General features: G+C 73.2%; 20 protein-coding genes. 6 read left to right on the top strand and 14 right to left on the bottom strand.

What is annotated here, in order from left to right:
- Window positions 1-473: 473 nt before the first annotated feature.
- Window positions 474-1979, bottom strand: coding sequence for an ATP-dependent DNA ligase (locus AB0G50_RS07305; RefSeq protein WP_360103279.1), 1506 nt, complete (start codon window positions 1977-1979; stop codon window positions 474-476).
- A 295-nt stretch (window positions 1980-2274) separates the two neighbouring features.
- Between AB0G50_RS07305 and AB0G50_RS07300 the strand changes: the two genes are divergently transcribed.
- Window positions 2275-4077 carry a tachylectin-related carbohydrate-binding protein gene (locus tag AB0G50_RS07300; protein ID WP_360103277.1) on the top strand — a complete coding sequence of 601 codons (1803 nt, stop codon included), beginning with the start codon at window positions 2275-2277 and terminating at the stop codon, window positions 4075-4077.
- A gap of 464 nt (window positions 4078-4541) precedes the next feature.
- Here AB0G50_RS07300 and AB0G50_RS07295 read toward each other — a convergent pair whose 3' ends face one another.
- Entirely contained in the window at window positions 4542-5924 is a 1383-nt protein-coding gene (locus tag AB0G50_RS07295) for a PLP-dependent aminotransferase family protein (protein WP_360103275.1), read from the bottom strand.
- Between the two features lie 47 nt (window positions 5925-5971).
- Between AB0G50_RS07295 and AB0G50_RS07290 the strand changes: the two genes are divergently transcribed.
- Window positions 5972-6862, top strand: a complete 891-nt coding sequence (locus tag AB0G50_RS07290; protein WP_360103273.1) for a DMT family transporter — start codon at window positions 5972-5974, stop codon at window positions 6860-6862.
- Window positions 6863-7077: 215 nt separating this feature from the next.
- Here AB0G50_RS07290 and AB0G50_RS07285 read toward each other — a convergent pair whose 3' ends face one another.
- Window positions 7078-8472, bottom strand: a complete 1395-nt coding sequence (locus tag AB0G50_RS07285) for a class II fumarate hydratase (protein ID WP_360103271.1) — start codon at window positions 8470-8472, stop codon at window positions 7078-7080.
- Between the two features lie 65 nt (window positions 8473-8537).
- Between AB0G50_RS07285 and AB0G50_RS07280 the strand changes: the two genes are divergently transcribed.
- A complete protein-coding gene (locus AB0G50_RS07280; protein ID WP_360103269.1) occupies window positions 8538-9506 on the top strand; it encodes an NAD(P)/FAD-dependent oxidoreductase in 969 nt (322 codons plus the stop codon).
- On the opposite strand, the gene AB0G50_RS07275 is transcribed toward AB0G50_RS07280, so the two are convergent.
- From AB0G50_RS07275 to AB0G50_RS07240, 8 genes are all read right to left on the bottom strand, one after another.
- Window positions 9503-9928 carry a L,D-transpeptidase gene (locus AB0G50_RS07275; RefSeq protein ID WP_360103267.1) on the bottom strand — a complete coding sequence of 142 codons (426 nt, stop codon included), beginning with the start codon at window positions 9926-9928 and terminating at the stop codon, window positions 9503-9505. The two genes, AB0G50_RS07280 and AB0G50_RS07275, sit on opposite strands and share 4 nt — an antisense overlap.
- A gap of 57 nt (window positions 9929-9985) precedes the next feature.
- Window positions 9986-10513 carry a L,D-transpeptidase gene (locus tag AB0G50_RS07270; RefSeq protein WP_360103265.1) on the bottom strand — a complete coding sequence of 176 codons (528 nt, stop codon included), beginning with the start codon at window positions 10511-10513 and terminating at the stop codon, window positions 9986-9988.
- A 135-nt stretch (window positions 10514-10648) separates the two neighbouring features.
- Window positions 10649-11416, bottom strand: coding sequence for a serine protease (locus AB0G50_RS07265; protein ID WP_360103263.1), 768 nt, complete (start codon window positions 11414-11416; stop codon window positions 10649-10651).
- Window positions 11417-11536: 120 nt separating this feature from the next.
- Window positions 11537-12589 (bottom strand): class II fructose-bisphosphatase, encoded by a 1053-nt coding sequence (glpX, locus tag AB0G50_RS07260; protein WP_360103261.1) that lies wholly within the window; start codon window positions 12587-12589, stop codon window positions 11537-11539.
- A gap of 46 nt (window positions 12590-12635) precedes the next feature.
- Window positions 12636-12848 (bottom strand): exodeoxyribonuclease VII small subunit, encoded by a 213-nt coding sequence (locus tag AB0G50_RS07255; protein ID WP_360103260.1) that lies wholly within the window; start codon window positions 12846-12848, stop codon window positions 12636-12638.
- The gene (locus AB0G50_RS07250; RefSeq protein WP_360103259.1) at window positions 12845-13246 is read right to left on the bottom strand and encodes a sugar ABC transporter substrate-binding protein; all 402 of its coding nucleotides are present in this window, start codon (window positions 13244-13246) and stop codon (window positions 12845-12847) included. The genes AB0G50_RS07255 and AB0G50_RS07250 overlap by 4 nt, the downstream gene beginning before the upstream one ends.
- Window positions 13239-14504, bottom strand: coding sequence for an exodeoxyribonuclease VII large subunit (gene xseA, locus AB0G50_RS07245; protein ID WP_360103257.1), 1266 nt, complete (start codon window positions 14502-14504; stop codon window positions 13239-13241). Before xseA ends, AB0G50_RS07250 begins: the two co-directional genes overlap by 8 nt.
- Window positions 14501-14992, bottom strand: coding sequence for a lipid droplet-associated protein (locus AB0G50_RS07240; RefSeq protein ID WP_360103255.1), 492 nt, complete (start codon window positions 14990-14992; stop codon window positions 14501-14503). The genes xseA and AB0G50_RS07240 overlap by 4 nt, the downstream gene beginning before the upstream one ends.
- A 64-nt stretch (window positions 14993-15056) precedes the next feature.
- Here AB0G50_RS07240 and AB0G50_RS07235 point away from each other — a divergent pair, with 64 nt between their 5' ends.
- Window positions 15057-16001, top strand: a complete 945-nt coding sequence (locus AB0G50_RS07235; RefSeq protein ID WP_360103253.1) for a 4-hydroxy-3-methylbut-2-enyl diphosphate reductase — start codon at window positions 15057-15059, stop codon at window positions 15999-16001.
- Window positions 16002-16055: 54 nt separating this feature from the next.
- On the opposite strand, the gene AB0G50_RS07230 is transcribed toward AB0G50_RS07235, so the two are convergent.
- Together AB0G50_RS07230 and AB0G50_RS07225 are read right to left on the bottom strand one after the other, a co-directional pair.
- Window positions 16056-16688 (bottom strand): DUF6542 domain-containing protein, encoded by a 633-nt coding sequence (locus AB0G50_RS07230; protein WP_360103251.1) that lies wholly within the window; start codon window positions 16686-16688, stop codon window positions 16056-16058.
- Window positions 16689-16742: 54 nt separating this feature from the next.
- Window positions 16743-17702 (bottom strand): DNA recombination protein RmuC, encoded by a 960-nt coding sequence (locus AB0G50_RS07225; protein ID WP_360103249.1) that lies wholly within the window; start codon window positions 17700-17702, stop codon window positions 16743-16745.
- An 80-nt stretch (window positions 17703-17782) separates the two neighbouring features.
- On the opposite strand from AB0G50_RS07225, the gene AB0G50_RS07220 reads away from it, so the two are divergent.
- Window positions 17783-18925 (top strand): exonuclease SbcCD subunit D, encoded by a 1143-nt coding sequence (locus tag AB0G50_RS07220; RefSeq protein ID WP_360103247.1) that lies wholly within the window; start codon window positions 17783-17785, stop codon window positions 18923-18925.
- 612 nt (window positions 18926-19537) lie between these two features.
- Entirely contained in the window at window positions 19538-22417 is a 2880-nt protein-coding gene (locus AB0G50_RS07215) for an SMC family ATPase (RefSeq protein ID WP_360103245.1), read from the top strand.
- Here AB0G50_RS07215 and AB0G50_RS07210 read toward each other — a convergent pair.
- Window positions 22414-24309 (bottom strand): ABC transporter ATP-binding protein, encoded by a 1896-nt coding sequence (locus AB0G50_RS07210; protein WP_360103243.1) that lies wholly within the window; start codon window positions 24307-24309, stop codon window positions 22414-22416. The two genes, AB0G50_RS07215 and AB0G50_RS07210, sit on opposite strands and share 4 nt — an antisense overlap.
- Window positions 24310-24359 lie beyond the last annotated feature (50 nt).

Genomic DNA, 24359 nt, shown 5'->3' with positions numbered 1-24359 from the left:
GCCGTGCCCGACGCGATCGACTCGGCCGGCGGCCGCGCCGTGGCCACCGGGCGATTCCCCGAGGCGACGGCCGCCCGTGACCGCGGTCGTCCGGTCGTGGCGTCCGGTCGTGACGTCCGGCCGTCGGCGGGCGCAGGGTCCCCGCGTTCGGCCGCCCGTCCGGCAACCTCCGCGCGAAAGGCGTCGGCCTGCCCGTCGAGCGGCGGCACGTCCGTGGTTCGGCTCGACTCCGAACCACGGCTTGGCCCGACCGCTCGGCCTCGGCCGACCTTCGGCGCAGCCCGGGAACCGCCCAGGCTGGGCGAGGTGCCCGAGTCGGGGATCGCCTTGTGGGGCAAGGAAGTCGCGAGGGAGTCCGCCTCACCCGGCTCCGGTGTGAAGGCGGTACGCCCGCGCGCTCCTGACCGTCCTCACAGGACTGCGGCGACTGCGGCGTGCTGCTCGCTGTTCAGTTGTCGGGTTGGCCAAGGGCCTCACCCCCCCTTCGGTAGCAGGGCGCGCACGCCGTCGATCGTGTCGGCTTCGGACGGATCCTTGTCCGGGCGGTAGCGGACCACCCGGGCGAAGCGCAGTGCCACGCCTCCCGGGTAGCGGGTGCTGACCTGGACGCCGTCCAGTTCGATCTCGATCACCAACTCCGGGCGCACCTTCACCACCCAGTCGCCCTTCTCGGTCGCGATGGCCGACAGCTCACGGGTTTGCCAGGCGAGCAGCTCGTCGGTCAAACCCTTGAACGTCTTGCCGACCATCACCGGCGGGCCGCCGTCCGGGTCCCGCGCGCCCAGGTGCAGGTTGGACAACAGGCCGCGCCGCCGACCGCTGCCCCATTCCACGCCGAGCACCACCAGGTCGAGCGTGTGGACCGGTTTCACCTTCTGCCACGCTCGGCCGCGCCGGCCCGCCGCGTACACCGACTCCAGCGACTTCACCACCACGCCCTCGTTTCCCGCCGCCAGCGCCTCGGCCAGCACGGCCGCCGCGCGCTCACCGTCCGGCTCCACCGCGCCGGGGACCACGTGCGCGCCCGCCACCGCCCGCAGCGCCGCCAACCGGTCGCGCAGCGGCACGTCCAGCAGGTCGACGCCATCCAGGTGCAGGCAGTCGAAGAAGAAGGGGCTCAGCAGCAGCTCCCGCACGTCCTGCGCGCCGAACCGGCTCATCGTCTCCTGGAACGGCCGGGGTTTGCCCGCGTCGTCGAGCGCGAGCGTCTCCCCGTCCAGCACCACCGCCGAGCACGGCAGCGCGCGCACCAGCTCGACCAGTTCCGGCACCGTGGCGGTGATCTCGCGCAACGTCCTGGTGAACACCCGCACCTCGGCGCCGGACCGGTGCACCTGGATCCGCGCGCCGTCCAGCTTGTGGTCGACCACGCAGGAACCCAGCTCCGCCAACGCTTCCGGCAACGACCCGGCGGGTGAGGCGAGCATCGGGCGCACCGGCCGGCCGACCTCCAGCCGGAACGCCGCCAACTCCTCCGCGCCGCCGGACAGGGCCGCGGCCGCCGTCGCGGTGAGGCTGCCGGACAGCATGAACGCCCGGCGCACCACCTCTCCCGGCACGTCCGCGGCTTTCGCCACGGCGTCCAACATCACCCCTTCGAGTGCACCTTGGCGCAGCTCGCCGGTGAGCAGCCGGCGGAGGAAGTCCTGCTCCGCCGCCGTCGCCCGACCGAACAACGCGGCCAGCGCGGCGGTCCGCCGTCCGGCCGCGCCCTTTCCGCCGATCGCCGCGAAGTCGCCCAACGCTCCGTCCACATCGGACACCGTGAGCACCGGCCCGGGCGCGGGCGGCACCTCGATGTCGAACACCGTGCGGAAACCCGCACCCACGCGACCCTGGCTGGGCACACCCACCAGGAACGACACGACGGCGGGCGTGCTCATCCGGCGCACCAGCCCGGCCAGGGCCTCGACCTTGGCCAGGCGGGAGCGCGTCGCCGCCACGGCGGCGGACGTCTCTACGACCTCGGAGAACAACATGCCGACCATGATGAACGGGGGTACCGACAAAAACCGGCGGCCGGCATCCGGGTGTCCCCCGATCGGGAGATCTTCGTTCCCCCCGACCCCTCCGCCCGGTACGGTCGGCCTCGATCGGGGGGTCACGTCGAACGTCTGTTCACGCAAACGCCTGTCGGTCAACGCCGAAACTGTCGGTGCTCATCGATACCGTTGTCAACGACCGGGGGGACCGGTCGGTCGATCCGAGGGGGATCCGTTGAGGGGAAAGGTTTTGGGGGGTGTCGCGGCCGTCACGGCGACGGTCGCGAGTCTGGTGGTCGCACTACCGTCGTCGGCACAGGCCGCGGGGGCGGCGCAGTGCTCGCCGACCGCGCGGGTGTTCACCGTGCAGCGGGACGGCGACCTGTGGCTCTACGAGCACGGCGCGCCCGCCACGGGCGACTTCTCGTGGCCCGCCGTGCGGCAGATCGGCTGGGGCTGGGCCGGTCGCACGCTCGCGGGCCCGAACAGCGAGGTCTACAACATCACCGACGCCGGCGAGGTGCGCCGGTTCCGCTGGAACGGCACGTGGTGGGAGCAGTTCGGCGGTCGCGACTACGAGGTCCTGCCGGTGACCAAGTCCGACTGGACCACGGCCAAGGCGCCGCGCAACCTGATCACGGTCGACGAGCGCGGTGACTTCTACAAGATCGTGTCCGGCGACCTGTACCGGGCGGCCCGCGGCGACGCGTCGCTGGCGTGGACCAAGATCGGCGGCGGGTACGGCGGGTACAACTACCTGGTCGCGTCCGGTCCCGGCCTGCTGTACGGCCGCACCGCGAACGGCGACCTGCACCGCTTCCGCTACCAGGCGGAGAGCCAGAAGCTGTACCCCGCCGACGGTGTCGGCACCGAGTGGGACAACCTGTGGAAGATCGTCGGCGTCGGCGGCGGCGTGCTCTACGGCGCCCAGAAGAACGGTGATCTCTACTGGAACCGCGACGTCGCCGAGAGCGCGGGCGACGTGGACTGGGCCGACGCGAACGGGCGTGTCGTCGGCTACGACTGGGGCAACGACCTGGACACGGTCGGCTCGCCGGACACCTGCGCGCGGGTGCCGCAGTGGGGCCCCTTCGAGCCGACCGTGGTCGGCGAGCCGCGGCACGCGAGCACCGTGGTGGAGATCGGCGGCAAGCTCGGCGTCTACCACGTCGGCGGCGGCACGCTGTCCGAGGGTTCGGAGACCACCGGCGGTGCGTTCGACTTCCACACGGTGACCACCAGGGGGCCTCTCGTCTGGGGCACCGTGCCGGTGGACGTGCGCGGTACCAAGGCGATCGCGTTGCCGGTGACCGCGAGCGGCCAGTACGAGTACACCGACATCGATCCCGGCCGAGGCTCCCAGTTCGGCCCGACGGTGCCGGGGTGGAACCGGACGACGCTCACCACGGTGCGCGTCGGCGACCAGCTGGTCGCGTACGCGGTGGACCCCGACGGCTCGCTGTGGCGTCGTGCGGGCGTGCCGAGCGTCACCACCGGGCTCGGGTCCGGGCCGTGGCAGCAGATCGGCGTGCCGGGGGTTTACGACGCGCGGCCGGCCGCGCTGGCGCTGGGCGACGGATCGGTGCTGCTGGCGATCAGGGACACGCTCGGCGGGTTCCTGCACACCATGCGGGACCGGAACGGCGTGATCGAGCCGGGTTGGCAGTCCGGCAACATCGTGCAGGGCACCCCGGCGATCGTGCGGGAGACGCCGACCACGGTGGCGGTGTTGGCGCGCGGCACCCAGGGCAGCCTGTTCCGGGTGCTGGTCGACAACTCCAACAAGATCCTCAGCTCGACGGACCTGGCGCCTGGGCTCGAGGTCGACGGTGACCCGAGCGCGGCGGTCGGCCCGGACGGGCTCGTCGACGTCGGTGTCCGCACCAAGGACGGCGGTGTGGCGGTGGCCAGGCAGACCTCGGTCGGCGGCGGGTACGGCCCGTTGACCCGGGTCGGCGCCGAGGCGGCCTACTCGGACCCGACCCTGTTCACCCGGACCGACGGTCGTCGGTTGGTGCTGTTCCGCGGGTCGGTGGGCGGGCACTACCTGTACACCGCCGGTGCGAACGGCTACACCGGCGGAAAGATCAGCTAGGGCCTCCTGGGGTGCCGATGCCGGTGTGACCGTTGCCGGACAGACGGTCCGGTCGGGTGCGGGGGTTGCTCCCGTGCTCGGCCGGACCACCCGGACCGTCGAGCGCGAACGGGGCGGGGGAGTGTCGGGAGTGGACGGTGCCGGGTGGCGTGCCGTGGACCGGGCATCGGTCGGCGGAGGCCGCGTGGGGTTGCCGGAAGGGACGACGGTTCCGGCGTTCGGTCCGCGGTTGGGGCCGGTGGGAGACGTCGTCGGAGCCGCTTGCCGCTCAAGGGAACCGCGGTCGGGTGGCGGACGGCCGGTGTGCCGGGACAAGCCCGCCCAGGGCTTGCCGATCGCTGCTCCGGCTGCGACAACGGCCCATGGCTTCTGCTCGCCACAGTGGTCGGTGGCGGGCAGGGGTGGTGGGGTGGAGTGCTCGGCTCGGAGTTCGGAGTGGTGCGCGAGTCCGGGTGGGTTGGTGATCAGGGTGTGGTGAGGGTGTCGGCCATGAGTCGGACCGCGGCGCGCAGGCGGTCCGGGGTCAGGGCGGCGTAACCGAGGACGAGAGCCGGGAAGGTGGGCGCGGTGGTGTAGTTCGAGAGGGCCAGGGCGTTGATTCCCTGGTGGGACAGGCGTTCCTGGACGGAGCGGTCGTCCGTGTGTGGTGGTAGGCGGACCACGACGTGCAGGCCCGCGGCCACGCCGATCGGGTGCCAGGCCGGCAGGGTTTCGGCCAGCGCGGAGAGGAGGGCGTCGCGCCGCGTGCGGTACAGGTGCCGGGTTCGGCGCAGGTGGCGGTCGTAGCCGCCGCTGCTGAGCAGGTGGGCGAAGGCGGCCTGCGGGAGGGTGCCGGTGCCCAGGTCGTCCAGGCGCTTGCGCTCCACCACGGAGTCACGCAGGGTCGACGGCAGGACCAGCCAGCCCAGGCGCAGGGCCGGGGCCAGGACCTTGCTGGTGCTGCCCTGGTGCACCACGCGGGTCGGGTCCAGGGCCTGCATCGCGCCGGTGGCCGGGCGGTCGTAGCGGTGTTCCGCGTCGTAGTCGTCCTCGATCACGAGGCCGTCGACGCCGCGCGCCCACTCCAGCAGGGCGTGCCGGCGGGTCGGGTGCAGGACCACGCCCAGCGGGAACTGGTGGGCGGCGGTGACGAGCACCGCCCGGCAGTCCAGTGTGGACAGTCTGTCGACCTGGATGCCGTTGTCGTCCACGGGGACCCGCAGCACCTCCAGGCCGTGGGACGCGAGCATGCCCGCCGCGCCGAAGTGGCTCGGTTCCTCGACGGCGACCGTGCGGTGCCCGGCGTCGCGCAGGGTACGGCCGAGCAGGGACAACCCCTCGGCGGCGCCGTTGGTGACGACCACTTGGGACGGTCCGGCGGCGACCGCCCTGACCCGACCCAGGTAGTCGGCCAGCTCCCGGCGGAGCGGGGCGTAGCCCGCGGGGTCCGGGTAGCCGAGGTCGTCCACCGGGAGGTCCAGGAGTGAGGACTTCTGCGCCTGCGACCACTCCTCGCGCGGGAACGCGTTCAGGGCCGGCAGGCCCGGGCGCAGGTCGTAGCGCCAGCGCGGGGTCGGTGGCGGTTCGGCGGGGAACGAGTCGGGCCAGGTGCAGGCGGCGGTGACGGTGGTGCCCGAGCCGCGCTTGGCGACCAGGTAGCCCTCGCCGACGAGCTGCTCGTAGGCGGCGGTGACGGTGCCCCGGGCGACGCCCAGTTGGTCGGCCAGGTCGCGGCTGGAGGGGAGTCGGGTGCCCGGCGCGAGGCGGCCGTCGCGGACGGCGCGGCGCAGTTCCGTCTCGACCCCCCGGCGTCGGCCGGGCGCGGTCGGGAGCAGCAGCTCGCGATAAGTGGTCCAGTTCGTGGCCATCGAATTGGAGCTTAAGCCTGGACCACCTGTCACCGACAGTGGCAGTCATGAGAACCGCCATCGCGGCCGGGGCGTTGACCTCGGTGATCGTGGGCGCGTCGGTGCCCGTCACCGGCCTGCTCCAGGACTACCCGCTGCTCACCGGTCAGGCCATGCGGTACGCGCTGGGCGGCGTCGTGCTGCTCGGCTGGACGCTGCTGCGCGGTGGTCGGCTGCCTCGGCCGGCAGGGCGGGACTGGGTGGCGCTGGGCGCGCTCGTCGTCACCGGCATGCTCGGGTTCAACGCGTGCGTGCTCTACGCGCAGCGGTACGCCGAGCCGGGGTTCGTGGCGGCCGTGCTGGGGGCGAGTCCGCTGGTCCTGGCGTTGATCGCGCCGTTGGCGGCCGGGCGGAGACCGGCGGTGCCCGCCGTGGTCGGCGCGGCGGTCGTGGTCGCGGGTGTGGTGGTGCTCTCCGGCGGCGGGTCGTGGCACGGGCCGGGGTTGGTGCTCGCGATTCTCACCATGATGGGGGAGGCGTCGTTCACGCTGTTCGCCGTCGGCGTGGTGCGCCGGCTGGGCGGGGTCGCGGTGGCCACCTGGTGCTGCTTCATCGCCGCCGCGGTGGGTGGCGTGCTGGGGACGTTCGTGGGCGGCTGGCAGGTGCCGACCGCGCGGGAGGGCGTCGCGCTGGTGGTGCTGGGCGTGGTGCTGACCGCGGTCGCGTTCGGGTTGTGGTACTTCGCGGTGGCGCAGCTGGGCGCGGACCGGGCGGGGGTGCTGATCGGGTTGATGCCGGTGGCGGGACTCGTGGCGTCGGTGGCGCTGGGCGCGCAGGAGCTGACCGCGGTGGGGTTGCTGGGGGCCGTGGTGGTCGCGCTGGGGTGCGTGGTGGGGCTCAGGCGTGCTGAGCAGCCCCCGATTTCCATTCTGCCGGAGAGGTACGACGTTTCCGGGTGAGTGGGGTGGTGGGTGTCGCCCGGTGGGGTGGGGATTCCGCGCGGGGGTGGGGATGTCGGCCGGACGGTGCGTGCCCGACGATGCCTGCCCGACGATGCGTGCCTGACGATGCCTGCCCGACGATGCCGGTTGGGCTGGGATGTCGCGGAGGGTCGGCAGGGGAGGGCCGGAGGTGACGGCCGGTGTGGGGCGGCGGTCGTCACCTCCGGTGGGGGTCAGTGGCCGCCGCGGGCCATGCGGAGGACGTCGAGGGCCTCGTCCAGTTGGGCCTCGGTCAGCTTGGCCGGGACGTGGCCACGTTCCAGGACCACCTCGCGGATGGTTTTGCGCTCCTTCAGGGACTGCTTGGCGATCGACGCCGCCTCCTCGTACCCCAGGTAGCGGTTCAGCGGGGTGACGATGGACGGGGAGGACTCGGCGTACTCGCGGAGGCGGTCGACCTGGGGTTCGGCGCCGACCAGGACCTTGTCGGCCAGCAGGCGGGACACGGCGGCCAGGAGGCGGGCCGACTCCAGGACGTTGCGGGCGATGACCGGGAGCATCACGTTCAGCTGGAAGTTGCCCTGCGCGCCCGCGAACGCCACCGCCGCGTCGTTGCCGACGATCTGCGCGACCACCATCATCGTGGCCTCGGAGATCACCGGGTTCACCTTGCCCGGCATGATCGACGACCCCGGCTGGAGATCGGGCAGGGCCAGCTCGCCCAGGCCCGTGCGCGGGCCCGAGCCGAGCCAGCGCAGGTCGTTCGCGATCTTGAACAGGCCGACCGCCGTGGTGCGCAGCTGACCCGAGATCTCGACCACGCCGTCCTGCGTGGCCTGCGCCTCGAAGTGGTCGCGCGCCTCGGTCAGCGGCAGGTCGGTCACCCGGGCCAACTCCGCCGCCACGGCCGCGCCGAAACCGACCGGCGCGTTCAGGCCACTGCCGACCGCCGTGCCGCCGATGGGCAGTTCCGCGAGCCTCGGCAGGCTGGAGGTCAACCGCTCCACCCCGTACCGGACCTGCGCGGCCCACGCGCCCGCCTCCTGGCCCAGCGTGATCGGCACCGCGTCCATCAGGTGCGTGCGACCCGACTTGACCAGGTCCGACCACTCCGCCGCGCGCCGCTCCAGCACCGACGCCAGGTGCTCCAGCGCGGGCAGCACGTCCCGCACCACGGCCTCCGTTGCGGCAACCCGAAGGGTCGTCGGGAACGTGTCGTTGGACGACTGCGAGGCGTTCACGTGGTCGTTCGGGTGCACGTCGCGACCGAGCGACCGGGTGGCCAGCGTCGCGATGACCTCGTTCGCGTTCATGTTCGAGGACGTGCCCGAACCCGTCTGGAACACGTCCACCGGGAAGTGCTCGTCGTGCCCGCCCGCCGCCACCGCGTCCGCGGCCGAGGCGATCGCCTCCGCGACGTCCGACGGCAGCACGCCCAACTCCGCGTTCACCCGCGCCGCGGCCGCTTTCAGCAGCCCGAGTGCCCTGATCTGCGTCCGCTCCAACCCGCGTCCCGACACCGGGAAGTTCTCCACCGCGCGCTGCGTCTGCGCCCGCCACAACGCGTCGACCGGCACCCGGACCTCGCCCATGGTGTCGTGCTCGACGCGGTACTCCTGTTCGCCCATGACCCGAGTTTGGACCGCCTTGCCTTACTGGGCACGGTGGCCTGCACCACCTATGGTCGTGTGTCATGGACCACAAGGTCGACCTGCTCGTCGTCGGAGCCGGCCCCACGGGGCTGTTCGCCGCCTACTACGCGGGATTCCGGGACCTGTCCGTCGCGCTGGTCGACTCGCTCCCCGAGGCGGGCGGTCAGATCACCGCGATGTACCCGGAGAAGATGATCTTCGATGTGGCCGGCTTCCCCGCCGTGCGCGGCCGTGACCTCGTCACCGCGCTCGTGGAGCAGGCCAACCAGTGGGACCCCCGCTACCTGCTGGGCAGTCAGGCCCGCACACTGTCCACAGTGGACGACGGGATCGTGGTCGGGCTCGCCGACGGCGGCACGGTCACCGCCGGCGCGGTGCTGATCACGGCCGGCATCGGCGAGTTCCGGCCACGTCCGCTGCCCGCGGGCGACGGGTGGCTCGGCCGCGGCGTGGTGCACTTCGTGCCCGCGTTGAGCGCGCACGCGGGCCAGGACGTCGTGGTGGTCGGCGGCGGCGACTCGGCGTTCGACTGGGCGCTGGCGCTGCACCCGTTCGCGGCGAGCGTCACGGTCGTGCACCGCCGCGCCACGTTCCGGGCGCACCCGCCCACCGTCCGCCAGGTCCGCGACCTGGGCGTCGAGGTCGTCACCAACGCCGAGGTGCTGGAACTGCGCGGCGAGGACGGTCTCGCCGAGGTGGAGCTGAAGGTCGAGGGCGAACGCCGGGTGCTGCCCGCGCAGACCGTCGTCGCCGCGCTCGGGTTCACCGCCGACCTCGGCCCGATCGAGTCGTGGGGACTGGACCTCGACCACCGGGCGATCGTGGTGGACACCACCATGCGCACCGCCCGGGACCGGGTCTACGCGGCGGGCGACGTGGCGCAGTACCCCGGGAAGGTCAAGCTCATCGCGACGGGGTTCGGGGAAGCCGCGACGGCCGTCAACAACATCGCCGTGCGGCTGAACCCCGAAGCCCACCTGTTCCCCGGTCACTCCAGCGCGGAATCCTAGGGGACGACCTGCACCTGTTCGCCGACCAGCAGGTTGTCGTAGAACGTCACCGCGGCCTCGTGCGACAGGTGCACGCAGCCGTGGGAGGGCACGCTCAGGCTGCCCTCGTGGAACGCGATGCCGTCCGACGTGAAGTAGGTCGAGTACGGCATCGGCGCGTTGTACGGGATGCTCCAGTCGTTGCGCACCTTGCGCAGCACCGGGAAGGTGCCGACCGGGGTTTCGTAGCCGGGCCTGCCGGTGGTCACCGGCACCGGCCCGTAACTGGCGTTGCCGTGGTACACCAGCCACGCCTGGTTGGTGGACAGCTGGAGGCAGGCGCCTTCCCGGATGGCGCACGGAGTGCCGCCGGCGGCGGACGCGGGGGCCGCGAAACCGACGCTTAACGCCAGTGCGGCCAGAACAGTTCCGAGTACTTTCATCTCGAATCACCCCTCGGTCGGCGGTTACCCGTCCGGGCGATGATGTAACCCCGGCGCTCAGCCGACCACCTGAACCTGGTCACCCTTCCGGAGGAATTCGAAGTACCGGACCGCCGCGTCCGGCGAGAGGTGCACGCAGCCGTGCGAGGCCACGTCCAGGCCGCCCTCGTGGAAGCCGATTCCGTAGTCGGTGAAGTAGGTGGTGTACGGCATGGGCGCGTTGTACGGCCTGCTCCACTCGTCCTTCACCTGGTACAGCACGGGGAACGTGCCCGTCGGCGTCTCGTAGCCCGGTCGGCCGGACGTGATCGGCACCGGGCCGAACACCACCTTCCCGCCGTCGATCAGCCACGTCTCCTTGCTGGACAGGCGAACGCACGCGCCGCGCGTGAGGTCGCACGGGGTGCCCTCGACGGTCACCGGCGGAGGTGGCGGCGCGGGCTGCGGGTCCGGCGTCGTGACCGCCACGGTGGGCGGCACCACGACCGGCGTCGGGACCACTGTGGACGGTGCGGCGGCCGGCGCCTGGGCCGCCCCGCACGCCGTCGCCAGCAGTGCCACCGCCACCAACATCACCCTGCGCATTGCATTCCCCCTGAAGTGGTTCACCTGCCCGTGGAGACGTGGCACGGACAATCAGGGTTGCCGACACCGGGTAACGAAAGCAGAACGGGCCGCTCTCCTCAGGGAAGGAGAGCGGCCCGAATGGGAAGCGCGTGACTACACGGTTCCCGCGTACTGGCTGATCCACGAGCGGAACGACGGCACGTCCATGTAGATCGACGGGCCGGTCGCGCAGGTGGAGCTGCTGTTGCCCGCGCGGCTGGTGGCGCCGATCAGCTGCCACGCGCCGCCGACGGACTTGACCTGCGGACCGCCCGAGTCGCCGTAGCAGGCGCCCGCGCGACCGCCGGGGTTGCTGGTGCAGATCTCCTGCGCGCCGTTGATGCCCTGGCAGCTGCCGTCCGCCACGATCGACGTGTTCAGCTCCTGGAGGGTGACCGGCGCGCCGCCGCACCCGCTCGGGGCGCACGTCTGGCCCCAGCCGATGATCCGGGTGGCGGTGCCCGTCGCGCCCGACGCCGACGCGACCGCGATCGGGGTTTGGCTCACCGACGTGCTCAGCTTGAGCAGCGCGATGTCGTAGGTCGGGTGCGTGACGATCTGGGCGCCGGTGGCCACCGTGCCGCCGCTGGTGCGGTTGGTCGTGCCGATGCGCGTCCGGATGGAACTCGCCGACCGGCCCTGGACGCAGTGCTTCGCCGTCACCACCCAGTTGGCCTTGATCAGGGAGCCGCCGCAGAAGTGGCTGCCCGACGTGCTTTGCAGGGAGACCATGAACGAGTAGACCTGCGTGGCGTTGCCGCCGCCGACGATGGCCGGTGACACGCCGCCGTCCGTCGTCGGTGCCGCGGAGGCGCCGCCGACCGCCGCGAACGCCGCGCCGACCGCTACCGCCAGCGCGGTGAACAGGGTACGAGCCTTCATCTTTTCCTCTCCGTCCCCGGCGCAGGGAGAGCCGGGAACAAATCGGAAACTATGGACAATCCGTACCTAGTGACCACCTACCAACGAACTGTAACGGTCCGTTCACCTTTGACAGGAGTGTTACGGCAGCGGCGGCAGCGCGTTCTCGTCGGACGGGAAGTCGAAGTCCACCGACGCGTACTCGCGCAGCTTCGTCAACCGGTGGAAACCGTCGATCATCCGCACCGTGCCCGACTTCGACCGCATCACGATCGACTGGGTCGTGCAGCCACCCGCGCGGTAGTGCACGCCGCGCACCAGGTCGCCGTCGGTGACACCGGTCGCGCAGAAGAACACGTTGTCGCCCCGGACGAGGTCGCTCGTGGTCAGCACCCGGTCCAGGTCGTGACCCGCGCCGATCGCCTTCTCGCGCTCCTCGTCGTCCTTGGGCCACAACCGGCCCTGGATCTCGCCGCCCATGCACTTCAGCGCCGCCGCCGCGATGATCCCCTCGGGCGTGCCGCCGATGCCCACCAGCAGGTCCACGCCCGTGTCCGGCCGCGCCGCCGAGATCGCGCCCGCCACGTCGCCGTCGGAGATGAAGTGGATCCGCGCGCCAGCCGCCCGCACCTGGCCCACCAGCGCCTCGTGCCGCGGCCGGTCCAGGATGCACACCGTCACGTCCGACACGTCGCTGTGCTTGGCCTTCGCCACCCGCCGGATGTTCTCCGCGATCGGCGCGGTGATGTCGACGACGTCCGCCGCCTCCGGGCCCACCGCGAGCTTCTCCATGTAGAACACCGCGGACGGGTCGAACATCGCGCCCCGCTCCGCCACCGCGAGCACCGCCAGCGCGTTCGGCATGCCCTTGGCCATCAACGTCGTGCCGTCGATCGGGTCCACCGCGACGTCGCAGTCGGGACCGTTGCCGTCACCGACCTGCTCGCCGTTGTACAGCATGGGCGCCTCGTCCTTCTCGCCCTCGCCGATCACCACCACACCGCGCATCGACACCGTTCCGATGAGCTTGCGCATCGCGTCGACCGCGGCTCCGTCGCCGCCGTTCTTGTCGCCACGACCCACCCAGCGCCCCGCGGACATCGCGGCCGCCTCCGTCACGCGGACGAGTTCGAGCGCGAGGTTCCGGTCGGGCGCTTCGCGACGACGTTCGGACGGGCTGCTGCCAGACACCATGACGCTCCTTCATGCGAATACCGGCCGGTAGACCAATCCTCGCACGTCATCGGGCGTCCGGTGCCCCCTGCTCGGTCACACCCAGCGCTTGATCGATCCGCTCGGCGGCACCCGCCAGGTGCTTCTCGCAGGTCTTCGCCAGCGCCTCGCCGCGCTCCCAGAGCTTGAGCGACTCGTCCAGCGAGAGACCGCCCGACTCCAGTCGGCGTACCACCTCGACCAGTTGGTCCCTGGCCTCTTCGTAACCCGGTTCCGTCACGTGGACGACTTCCCCAATCGGTTCCGGACGTGCACGACCACGGTCGCCACGGCCTGGTCGTAGCCGATGAACGCCTCGGCGAACTCGGCGCCGTCACCCTCGCGCACCGCGTCGTCGATGCGGTGCTCGGCCTCGGACACCCGCCTGCGGTGCACCGAGCCGTGCGACAGCCACCAGCGCGTGCCCGCGTAGCCGGACGTGGCCTCGGACAGGTCGTGCAGCCTGTTGATCAACGTCTGGCGGCCGGACGTGCAGCCCGCGACGAGCGACACCCAGCACTCGGCCGCCGCGCGGTCCGCCGCCTCGGCGCGCACCCGCACCGTGCGCGCGCCGTCGTCGTCCGCCTCGCCCGCGGCGGACACGGTCAAGGGCAGGAACGTGGTCCCGTGCTCAGTCACCGCCGCCTCCTTCCCCGACCCCACCGACTCCACCGAGGTCGCCGACCTCGCCGACCCGCTCCACGACCGCGTGCACGGCGCCGTCCGCCAGCCTGACCCTCAGGTGCGTGCCCACCGGCGCGTCGGCCGCCGACCGCAGCACGCCGTCACCGGCGACCTGCACGACCGCGTACCCCCGCGCCAGGGTGGCGGCCGGTCCGAGGGTCGTCAAGCGCGCCGTGGTCGAGACCAGTGCCGCGTGTTCTGAATCGAGTCTGTTCCGGATCGCCCGCCGACCGCGCTCCCGCCACTGGTCGAGGTCCTCCGCGCGCCGCCGCAACGGGCCGTGCGGGTCCGAAAGCGCAGGTCGGGACCTCAACGACGTGAGGCCCTGGCGTTCCCGGTCCACCCAGCCGCGCAACGCCCGCCGGGCCCGTTCGCGCATCTGGGACACGCGGTGCAACTCCTCCGCAACGTCGGGCACGACACGTTTTCCGGCGTCCGTCGGCGTCGAGCAGCGCACGTCCGCGACGTAGTCCACCAACGGGGTGTCCGGCTCGTGCCCGATCGCGGACAGCACCGGCGTCCGGCAGCGCGCGACCGCGCGGCACAGCGTCTCGTCGGAGAACGGCAGCAGGTCCTCCAGGCTGCCGCCGCCGCGCGCCAGCACGATCACGTCGACCTCGGGGTCCGCGTCCAGCCTGGCCAGCGCCGGCACGATCTCCGGCACCGCGTTCGGGCCCTGCACCGGCACGTTCACCACCAGGAACCGCGCCTGCGGCCATCGGGCCAGCGCGTTCACCTGCACGTCGTGCTCCGCCGCCGACGCCCGACCGGTGATCAACCCGATCCGGTTCGGCAGGAACGGCGGCCGGCGCTTGCGGCGCGGGTCGAACAGGCCCTCGGCCTCCAGCAGCTTGCGCAGCATCTCGATGCGCACCAGCAGTTCGCCCACGCCGACCGCGCGGATCTCGTCCACCTCGAGGCTCAGCGAACCGCGCTCGGTGTAGTAGTTCAGCTTGCCGTGCACGACCACCCGGTCGCCGTCGGACAGCCTCAGGTCCGCCAGCAGCCTCGTCGGCACGCGCATCGCCACCGTCATGTTCACCGCGGGGTCGCGCAGGTCCATGAACTGCTTGGCCATGCCCTGGCGCAGGTTGACCTTCGTCACCTGGCCCTCGACCCACACCGCGCCCAGCCGGTTGATCCACATCGCGACCTTGTTCGCGACGGTCCGCACCGGCCAGGGGTTCTCCGCGGTGGGCTTGTCGTCGCTCACGACTCGGAGCGCAGGTTCGCGATGCGCCTCGTCAGCATGCCGGTGAACTCCGGGCGCGCCGCGTGCGTGCGCTCGTGGTCGAGCAGCTGCTCCAGGTCCTCGACCGACAGCGACCGCAGCTTCGCGCGCAGCTGCGGCAGCGTGAGCCCGTCGTAGTCCGGCAGCGCCGACGGCGACTCGGAGGCCAGCGCCTGCTCCTCGTCGGCCCACGGGTCGGACTCGTCGTCGGGCGCCTCGCCCGGCTCCACGTCCTCGTCGAACGTCGCCCACTCCGGTTCCGGCTCGGTCGGCCGCAGCACCGACAGCGCGTCGTCACCCTTGATTGCGAGTTCCGTCACGCGCTGCTGAACCCTCATGGACAGCTGGAGCGCCTCGCTCACGACGGTGACCGGCAACCCGGCGAGCTGTGCCGGCAGCCTGCGGGCCTGCTCGACGGCGGTGACCGCGAGTCCCGCGGCGAGGCGGACGGGCAGCGGCAGTGGCTTCATGCGCCCTAGCCTGCCGCAGTCGGGCGGCGGATGCCTACCTCCGCCACGCCGTACCCTTGTGGGCATGGACAAGCGAGTGCTCCTGGCCAAGCCGCGTGGCTACTGCGCCGGCGTGGACCGCGCCGTCGTCACCGTCGAGAAGGCGTTGGAGCAGTACGGCGCGCCCGTCTACGTGCGCAAGGAGATCGTCCACAACAAGCACGTCGTGGAGACGTTGTCCGCGCGTGGCGCGATCTTCGTGGACGAGACCGACCAGGTGCCCGAGGGCGCGCTCGTGGTGTTCTCCGCGCACGGCGTGTCGCCGATGGTGCACCAGGAGGCCGAGGCCCGGCAGCTGCGCACCATCGACGCCACCTGCCCGCTGGTGACCAAGGTCCACAACGAGGCGCGCCGGTTCGCCCGCGACGACTACGACATCCTGCTCATCGGCCACGAGGGCCACGAGGAGGTCGAGGGCACGGCCGGCGAGGCGCCCGAGCACATCCAGCTCGTGGACACCGCCGCCGACGTCGACAAGGTGACCGTGCGCGATCCGTCCAAGGTGGTCTGGCTGTCCCAGACGACGCTGTCGGTGGACGAGACCATGGTGCGCGTGCGGCAGTTGCAGGAGCGGTTCCCCGACCTCCAGGACCCGCCGTCGGACGACATCTGCTATGCCACGTCCAACCGGCAGACCGCGGTCAAGACGATGGCCCCGGAGTGCGACCTGGTGCTCGTCGTAGGCTCCAGGAACTCCTCGAACTCGGTGCGGCTGGTCGAGGTCGCGCTCCAGGCGGGCGCCCGCGCGTCGTACCTGATCGACTACGCCCGCGAGGTCGACCCGTCCTGGTTGGACGGTGTCACCACGGTCGGCGTCACCTCGGGCGCGTCGGTGCCGGACATCCTGGTCATGGACCTGCTCGAGTTCCTCGCCGACCACGGCTACGGCCAGGTCGAGGAGATCACCACCGCGAACGAGAAGATCGCGTTCGCGCTGCCCCGCGAACTCCGCAAGGACATGGTCCGCTAGGTCCGCACCCCGCGAAGGCCGGTGACCCGCGGTCGCCGGCCTTCGGCGTACCCGCTAGTCCTCGCGGCGCGGCCGGCGCTGGGCCGGGCGGTCGGCCCCGCGGTCGGAGGCGGGGCGGCGCGGGCGGTCCGCCGACGCCGGGCGGGCGCGCCGGGGACGCTCCTCGCGGCCCTCGTCGGACGGGGTCGCGTCGGACGCGCGGACCTCGGCCTTGGTGACCCGGTTCGGGTCCTTCTGGCGCAGCACCCGGTACACGCCCACCAGGACGGTGCACGCGGTCGTCAGGGCCATCGCCGGGAAGCCGTCGATCAGCGGCTTGCCCAGCGACAGGCCGACCGAGGTCAACCCGCCCTTCGGCAGGCCCTGGGTCAGCACCACCACGATCGGCACGATGATCGCCAGCACCAGCGGCGGCTGCACGACCGGGCCGAACATCGAGCGGCGCTCCACGAAGACCGCCGCGCCCACGGCGCCGAGGAAGAACAGGACGGCGAACACCCAGCCGACCGTCTTGGACGAGCCGACGTCGATGAACGTGCCGATGGCGGCGATCACGAACGTCGCGATCACGGCCGCCCACCAGGGCAGGCCGCGGAAGGTCCCGAACAGGGCGCGGTCGTTCCAGGCGACGTCGGTCAACTCGTCGTCGCCCGGCTCGCGGTGCCGGTCACGCGTTGCAGCGGTCACGCCACACTCCTCGTCCGGTGCTTCTTGAAGACGACACACGGTATCCGACGACTATCACGCCTCGCGTGCCTCCAAGGTTGCACCGATCCCGTTCTGCTCGTCGGCCCGGCGCACCGGCGGGATCGGGGTGGGGCTCGCCGAGGCGTTGGTCAGCGGCTCGACGGCGGCCCGGAAGCCCTCCAGGGCGTCCAGCTCCCGCCTGCGGGCGGACAGGAACCGCTGGAGGTGCGTGCTGGACAGGTTCACCGCCTCGACCGCGGCGTCCGCCGCCCGGTGCGCCCGGCTCGCCTGCGCCCGCACCTGCTCCACGTCGTCGGCCAGCGCCCGGTCGGTCACCGCGAACACCGCCGCCGAGGCGATCACCGCGAACCCGGTCGGCCCGCACAGGAAGATCCGCCGGTCGAGCAGCCAGCGCAGCAGCTCGGGATCGGTGTCCAGGGCGGCGACCACCGCGCCGTCGTTGGGCACGAACATGATCGTGCCGTAGATCGCGTCGGCCCAGCGCTGGTAGCCCTTGCCTGCCAGCTCGGCGGCCCGCGAGCGGATGTTGCGCACGTGCACGCGCAACGCGTCGGCGCGCTCGCCCGGGTCGTCGGTCTCGACCGCCTCGGCCCACGTCGCCATGCTCATCTTCGCGTCCACCGGCACCTGCCGGCCGCCGCCGACGGTGAGCACCAGGTCCGGCCGGGCCGTGCCGCCGCCCGCCACGTCCACCTGGAGCTCGAAGTGCAGGCCCTCGCGCAGGCCGAGCAGCCTGGCGGTCTGCACCAGCACCTGCTCGCCGAGTTCACCCCTTCCGCTGACGGAGGAGAACGCCACCTCGTAGCGCTGGAGCGCGACCTGCTGGGCGTCGCCGCGCTGCCGCTCGACCTGGATCGCGGCGAGCGCGGCGTCGGTGCGTCGAACGCTGTCCTGGTAGAGGCGCCACAGCACCACCAGAGCGCCCGCGAGCAGGAGCGCGACCACCACCGCCGCCGTGCTGAGGACCGCTGTCACCCCACGATCATGGCGCATCCGGGTGCGATCACACGTTCGAGCGACACGCCGAGGTCGAGTGCCCGGTTCTGTCGGTGGTCGCCAATAGCGTGATCGCCATGAGGTTGCTGCACACGTCCGACTGGCACGTGGGACGCTCGTTCCACGGCCGTGACCTGCTGCGCGAGCAGGAATCGGTGCTGTCGGGCCTGGCGGAGCTGGTGGCCGCCGAGCGGGTCGACGCGGTGGTGGTCTCCGGCGACCTGTTCGACCGCGCGGTGCCGAACGCGGAGGCGGTCGCGGTGTGCACGCGCGTGCTGGAGCGGGTGCGCGCGGCGGGCGCGCGGGTGGTGGTGACACCGGGCAACCACGACTCGGCGGCGCGGCTCGGGCTGTTCGGCGGGTTCGCCGCGGCGGGCGGGCTGCACCTGCGGACCAGGGTCGCCGAGTTGCACGTGCCGGTCGTGCTGGCGGACGAGGCGGGTCCGGTCGCGGTGTACGGGATCCCCTACCTGGAGCCGGAAACGGCCCGGCACACGCTGGGCGTGCCGGACGCGCGCGGGCACGCGGGCGTGCTGGGGGAGGCGATGCGGCGGGTGCGCGCGGACCTGGCCGGGCGCGGGGTGCGGTCGGTCGTGCTGGCGCACGCGTTCGTCACCGGTGGCGAGGCGTCGGAGTCCGAGCGGACGATCGCGGTCGGCGGCGTGCAGGACGTGCCGGGCTCGGTGTTCGCCGGTGTCGACTACGTGGCGCTGGGGCACCTGCACGGGCACCAGACGCTGGCCGAGCACCTGCGGTACTCGGGCAGCCCGCTCGCGTACTCGTTCTCCGAGGCCCGGCAGCGCAAGTCGGTGTGGCTGGTCGAGCTGTCGCCCGAGGGGTTGGCGGGCGTCGAGCGGCGGGAGCTGCCCGTGCCGCGGGCGTTGTCGACGCTGGCCGGGTCGCTGGAGGAGGTGCTGCGCGCGCCGGAGCACGACGCGGTCGCCGAGCACTTCCTGTCCGTGACGCTGACCGACCGCGTCCGGCCGCTGGACGCGCTGCGCAGGCTCCAGGCCCGGTTCCCGCACGCGGTGCACGTGGAGTGGCGGCCGGAGGGCGGGCGCACCGGTGAGCTGCGGTTCGCCGAGCGGGTGCGCGGGCGGTCCGACGAGGAGGTGGCGTGCTGCTTCCTGGAGGACGTGCGCGGCGAGCCGCCGAACCCGCGCGAGGTCGCGCTGCTGCGCGAGGCGTTCGCCGCGGCGGCCCGCGAGGAGGCGTCGTGACGGGGGCGGTGCGCCGGGTGGGGTCATCGGCGGCGGCGAGGGTGTGCCGGGCGGGCTGTGCGTCGGCGGCGGGCGGGGTGAGCGGTCGATGACCGAGGTCGTGCGCGGGCGTCCGGTGGCGGGCCGGGGGCGTGTCGGGCGGTGCGTTGGCGGCAGGCCGGGTGAGCGGTCGGTGGCCGAGGTCGTGCCTGGGCATCCGGTGGCGGGCGGGGCGCTGGGCAGGGCGTCGGCGGTGAGCGGTCGGTGACGGGGGTGTGCGCGGGCGTCCGGCGGCGGTCGAGGAGCCTCGTGACGGGTCGGCGCGCCGGTGGCAGGCGGCTGTGGGCCGGGCGATGTCGGGTGGGCCGGGTCGGAGTCGCGTGGTGGCGGTCGAGGGGTCTTGTGGCGAGGTGGCGCGCGGTGTCCTGGGCGGCTCTCGGGCGCGCGGTGCCGGGTGGGGCGTTCGTGGCGGCGGTCGGTGGGGAGGCTTCGTGACTCGGCGTGGTGTCGGGCGGTGCTCGGTGGACGTGCGCGGTGGCGCGGCGGGTGTGGGCGGGGTCGTGGTGCCGCGTCGGGATGCGTTATGACTCCGTGTGCGGGTCGGGTGGTCGCGGTCGTGGGTGAGGGGGGTTCGTGAAGCTGCACCGGTTGGCGGTGTGCGGGTTCGGGCCGTACGCGGGGCGGGAGGAGGTCGACTTCGACCGGCTCGGCGCGGACGGGTTGTTCCTGCTGCACGGTGACACCGGCGCGGGGAAGACGACGTTGCTCGACGCGGTGGCGTTCGCCCTGTTCGGGCGGGTGCCCGGTGCCCGTGGCGACGTGAAGCGGTTGCGGTGCGACTACGCGGGGCGGGACACGCCGACGACGGTCGAGTTGGAGTTGACCGTGCGCGGGCGGCGGTTCCTGCTCAAGCGCAGTCCCGAGTACGAGCGGCCCAAGAAGCGCGGTGGCGGGTCGACCCGGCAGCAGGCGCAGGTGTCGCTGACCTGGTTGAGCGGCTGGGACGGCGAGGGGCACACCCGGATCGACGAGGTCGCCCGCGAGGTGGAGAGCCTGGTCGGGATGACCGCCGAGCAGTTCTTCCAGGTCGTGCTGCTGCCGCAGGGCGAGTTCGCCCGGTTCCTGCGCGCCGAGACGGCCGAGCGGGAGAAGTTGCTGGAGCGGTTGTTCGGCACCGAGCGGTTCCTGGACGTGGAGAAGTGGTTCCGGGAGCGGCGGGTGGAGGCGCGGCGCGCGGTCGAGCGGTGGGAGGTCGAGAGCCGGGAGCACGCGTTGCGGGTCGCCGAGACGGTCGGCGAGGGGGTGCCCGACGGTGGTGGCGACGAGGAGTGGCTCAGTTCGCTGCTGAAGGGGCTCGGCGAGGCGGTCGGCGACGTCGAGCGCCAGGTCGAGGAGATCGGCGCGGAGCGGGCGGCGGCCGAGCGGGCGTGGCACGAGGCGCGCACGGCGGCCGAGCGAGTGGCCCGGGTGCGCGGCGCGCGGGCCGTGCTGGCCCGGTGCGAGCAGGCCGAGCCGCAGCGGTCGGCGTGGATCCGGGAGCGGGACGCGGCCCGGCGCGCGGCGGCCGTGGTGCCGGCGCACGAGTCGGCGCTGACGCTGGAGCGCGCGCTGGAGGCGGTGACGGCGGCGGCCGGTGCCGCCGCCGAGGCGGTGGAGGCGCTCGGGTACGAGGGTGTCGACTGGCGCGGCGACGGCGAGCGGTTCCGCGAGGAGGCGGGCGGGCTCGCCCGGCTGGCCGACGAGGCCGGCGCGCAGCGGGTCGACCTGCGGCGGGTGCGCGAACTGGACGGTCGGCTCGCGGACCGCGCGGAGCGGCTCGCGCACCTGGTGGCACGGCTGGAGAAGGCGCCCGGGCTGCTGGCGACCGCGACCGCGGCGGTGGACGAGGCCAGGATCGCCGAGGTGCGGCTGCCCGAGGCGGCGGCCCGGGCCGAGGCGGCGCGCGCGGTGCCCGGGGCCGAGGAGGCGTTCCGGCGACTGGACGACGCGCGCCGGGCGGCGGTGGACGAGCACCAGAGGGCTCGCGCGGCCTGGCAGGACGTGCGCAAGCAGCGGTTGGACCACATGGCCGTCGAGCTGGCCGCGTCGCTGCACGCCGGTCGCGCGTGCCCGGTGTGCGGTTCGGCCGACCACCCGGCGCCCGCGCCGCCGATGCTCGACTCGGTGACGGCGGCCGACGAGGACCGGGCCGCCGTGCGCGAGCAGCAGGCGCAGGAACGCCGCGGCAAGGCCGAGGAGGCCGCGCAACGGGCTGGTGCCGAACTCGAGCGGGTGCGCGAGGTGATCGGTGACGCGGAGCCAGCCGCGCTGCTCGCCGAGCACCGGGTCGTGCGGGACCTGGCCGGGCAGCGGGCGGCCAGGGCCGAGGCGCTGGCCGGGTTGGAGCGCAAGGTCGAGACGGCCCGTGCCACCCGGTCCGAGCTGGAGCGCGAGGTCGCGCAGGTCGGCGAGCAGCACGCCGGGTTGACCGAGGTCGTGCGGCTGCGCGCGGAACGGCTGGAGGAGGCGCGCGGCGGGTTCCCGGACGTGGTGGCGCGCCGGGACCACCTGTTGGGCCTGGCCGACGCGCTGACCGCGGCGTGGGAGCGGCGGGGCGCGGTGGCCGAGCACGCCGAGCGGGTGGCCGAGCAGCGGGTCCGGGTGTCCGGGCTGGCCGCGACGGCCGGGTTCGCCGACGTGGAGGAGGCGTTGCGGGCGGCGCGCACCGAGGCGGTGGTCACCGGGCTGGACGCGCGGGTCCGCGAGGTGGACGACGCGCGGGTGACGGCGTCGGCGGTGCTCGAGGAGCTGGCGGACACCCCGCCGGACGCCGAGGTGGACGTGACCGGCGCCGAGACCCGGTTCCGGGCCGCGACGGCGGCCGCCGAGCAGGTGGCGGGCGAGCTGACCCAGGCCCGCCGGCGGGCGGCCCGGGTGGGTGAGCTGGCCGAGGGGCTGCGGGTGGCGTGGGACCGGCTCGAGCCGGTGCTGGCCGAGTACGCCGAGCTGGACGCGCTGACCGACGTGATCAACGGGCGCGGGCAGAACGCGGAGAGCATGACGCTGCGCACCTACGTGCTGGCCGCCCGGCTGGAGGAGGTCGCGGTCGCGGCGAGCGCCCGCCTGGAGCGGATGAGCCACGGCCGCTACCGGTTCGTGCACTCGACCGAGGCCGGTCCGCGCGGCGCCCGCGGCGGCCTGGGCCTGGACGTGCTGGACGACTACTCGGGTCAGGCGAGGCCCGCCAAGACGCTGTCCGGCGGCGAGTCCTTCCTGGCCTCGCTGGCGCTCGCGCTGGGCCTGTCCGACGTGGTGGCGGCCGGCGCGGTGCTGGACACGCTGTTCATCGACGAGGGTTTCGGCACCCTGGACGCCGAAACCCTCGAACTGGTCATGGCGACCCTGGACGACCTGCGCGCGGGCGGTCGGGTCGTGGGCCTGGTGTCGCATGTGGAGGAACTCCGGCAGCGCGTGCCGACCCGGCTGTTCGTCCGGAAGTCCAGGACGGGCTCCACGCTGTCGGTGACGGCCTAGCGGGCGCCGGGTTCCGGGGTCAGCAGGCCGCCCCGGTACGCGGCGGCCTGGAGTTCGAACAGCTCGTGGTAGTGCCCGCGCACCGCCATCAGCTCGTCGTGCGTGCCCTGCTCCACGACCCGCCCCCGGTCGAGCACCACGATCCGGTCGGCGTTGCGGATGTTCGCCAGCCGGTGCGTGACCAGGATCGTGGTCCGCCGCGCGGTGGCCTGCCGCAACCCCTCGAACACGCGCGCCTCGGCACGGGCGTCCAGCGCCGCCGTCGGCTCGTCGGCCACCAGCACCGCCGCGTCCCGGTACGACCCGCGGGCGATGCCCATCCGCTGCCACTGCCCGCCCGACAGGTCCTGGCCCTCGGTGAAATCGCGCGACAGCACCGTGTCCGCGCCGGCGGGCAAGGTCGCGATCACCTCGTCCGCGCCGGACTTCACCACGGCGTCGAGCCACGCGTCCTCGTCGTCCCGCTCCAACCGCCCGACCACGACGTTGTTCCGCGCGGTCATCGGCCACCGCGCGGGCTCCTGCGCGATCACCGCCACCGACCGGTGCACCGACCCGGGGTCGACCGACGCGAGGTCCACCCCGTCCCACCGCACGGTGCCGCCGGTCGCCGGGAACAACCCGGTCAGCACCTTGCCGAGGGTCGTTTTGCCCGACCCGTTCTCGCCGACCAGCGCCACCACCTCACCCCGTGCCACGGTCAGGTCGACGTCGCGCAACGCGGGTTCGTCCTTGCCCGGGTAGGTGAACGACACCCCGGTGAGCGTGATCGACTCCGGATCGGCGGGCGCCGCCGCGCCACCGGTGACCTGCGCCCGCTCCGCGCCCTCGACCAGCAGCCGCCGGTAGAACTCCAGGTACAGCGAGTCCTCGTAGAGCGAGTTCACCGACCGGGTGGTGTTCGACAGCGCCGAGAACCCGGTCCGCATCACCAGCACCGCCGTGCCGGCCAGCGCCAACCCCATCGAGCCGGTCGCCAGCAGCACGCCCAGCGCCGCGTAGGCGACGCCGGTGCCGACACCCGCCAGCGCCCTGCCGGTCAGCCGGACGGCGTTGGTGCGGTGCGCCATCCGGATCTCGTCGGCCATCAGGCTCTCCGCGATCCGCCGGTGCTCGGCGAGCAGCACGTCCTGCAACGTCAGCGCGTGCCGCTCGAGCGCGAACGCCCGGTCCGTGGCGACCTTCTCGACCACGCCCTTGCGCATGTTCCTGGTCACCGAGTCGAGGAAGTGCTCGTAGCGCAGCTTGGACACCCGTGCCGCCGCCCACGCGTTCGCCGCCGCCGCGAGCAGCAGCGCGGGCGCGAGCCACGGGTTCAGCAGCGCGGCCGTGAGCACGGCCGCGACCAGCGCGATCGTCGAGGACAGCAGGTCGGCGGTCGACCGCAGCGACGTCTCGATGCTCCGCACCCCCTGCCGACCGCCCTGCCGCGCCAACTCCCGGAAGTCCGCGTCCTCGAACGACAGCAGGTCGGCCCGCACCAGCACGGCCGTCACCTCGTCGTTGGCCACCCGCGACACCCGGGGTCGCAGCGACCCCTCGACCGCCGCCACCGCCGAGTCCAACAGCGCCCGCGCCACGTACGAGGCGATCACCACGGCCAACGCGGGCAGTGACGAGATCACCCGTTCGGGAGTCGGGCCGTCCCTCAGCAGCGCGCTGAACACGTCGGCCGTCGCCAGCAGCCCGAACGCCGTCACGCAGCCGGACAGCACGTGCACCACCCCGGCCGCGGCGGTCAACCGCGGTGACACGCGCCAGGCCATCCCGACGACCAACCGCACCGCGTCGGGCAGGCTCCGCAACGCCTTGCCCAACCCGACCGCCGCCGCCTCGCGCCCCCGCGTCGCCCACCGGGGCGCCGCCACGTCCTCGACCCCGATCAACACCATCGGTCCAGCAAACCCCGAGAACACCGTGCCGCCAACAGGTTTCGCGTCCG

The sequence above is a fragment of the Actinosynnema sp. NPDC020468 genome (assembly GCF_040642015.1).
Taxonomy (GTDB): domain Bacteria; phylum Actinomycetota; class Actinomycetes; order Mycobacteriales; family Pseudonocardiaceae; genus Actinosynnema.
This window is presented reverse-complemented; position numbering and strand designations above follow the sequence as displayed.